This is a genomic window from Spectribacter hydrogenoxidans (assembly GCF_031846275.1).
GTDB classification, from domain to species: Bacteria; Pseudomonadota; Gammaproteobacteria; order Nevskiales; family Salinisphaeraceae; genus Spectribacter; species Spectribacter hydrogenoxidans.
The window spans coordinates 1-556 of the sequence record NZ_JAVRIB010000055.1 but is presented as its reverse complement, the minus strand read 5'-3'; the positions used below and the strand labels follow the sequence as shown (position 1 = coordinate 556).

At 63.1% G+C, this 556-nt stretch carries 1 protein-coding gene; it reads left to right on the top strand.

Features of this window, described 5'->3' with window-relative positions; all coding sequences use genetic code 11:
• Positions 1 to 556: IS3 family transposase (locus RM532_RS15850; RefSeq protein ID WP_311654307.1), on the top strand; the 556-nt coding region annotated here is incomplete at both ends.

Genomic DNA, 556 nt, shown 5'->3' with positions numbered 1-556 from the left:
CCGCTGTCTGCGGGTCTCGCACAGCGGTTTCTACGACTGGCAGAAACGCCGGCCCAGTGCTCGTGTACGCGACAATGGCCGACTACTAAGCCGCATTCGGGCGATCCATGCCGATCATCTCGGCGTGATGGGACGTCGGCGCATGCACGAAGAACTCGGCTTTGAAGGCGAGCGGGCCAGTCTCAATCGGGTCGCACGCCTGATGCGCCGCCACGGCATCTACGGGATCCCCGTGGCCAGGGCCTGGCGCTACAAGCCATCGGGGCTGCGACCCATCGGCATCGCCAATCATCTCGAGCGCGACTTCGTCGCGCTCGAGCCCAACACCAAATGGGTGACCGATATCACTCAGATCCGTACCGTCGAAGGCTGGCTGTTTCTGTGCGTGGTGATCGACCTTTACAGCAAGCTCGTGATCGGCTGGTCGATGGGCGCGACGCAACAGCGTCAGTTGGTACTGGATGCGGTGACCGCCGCGCTGGGGCAGCGTGATGATCCCGGCCAGCCGGTGATCCTGCATTCGGATCGCGGCACGCAATTCACCAGTCACGAGGTA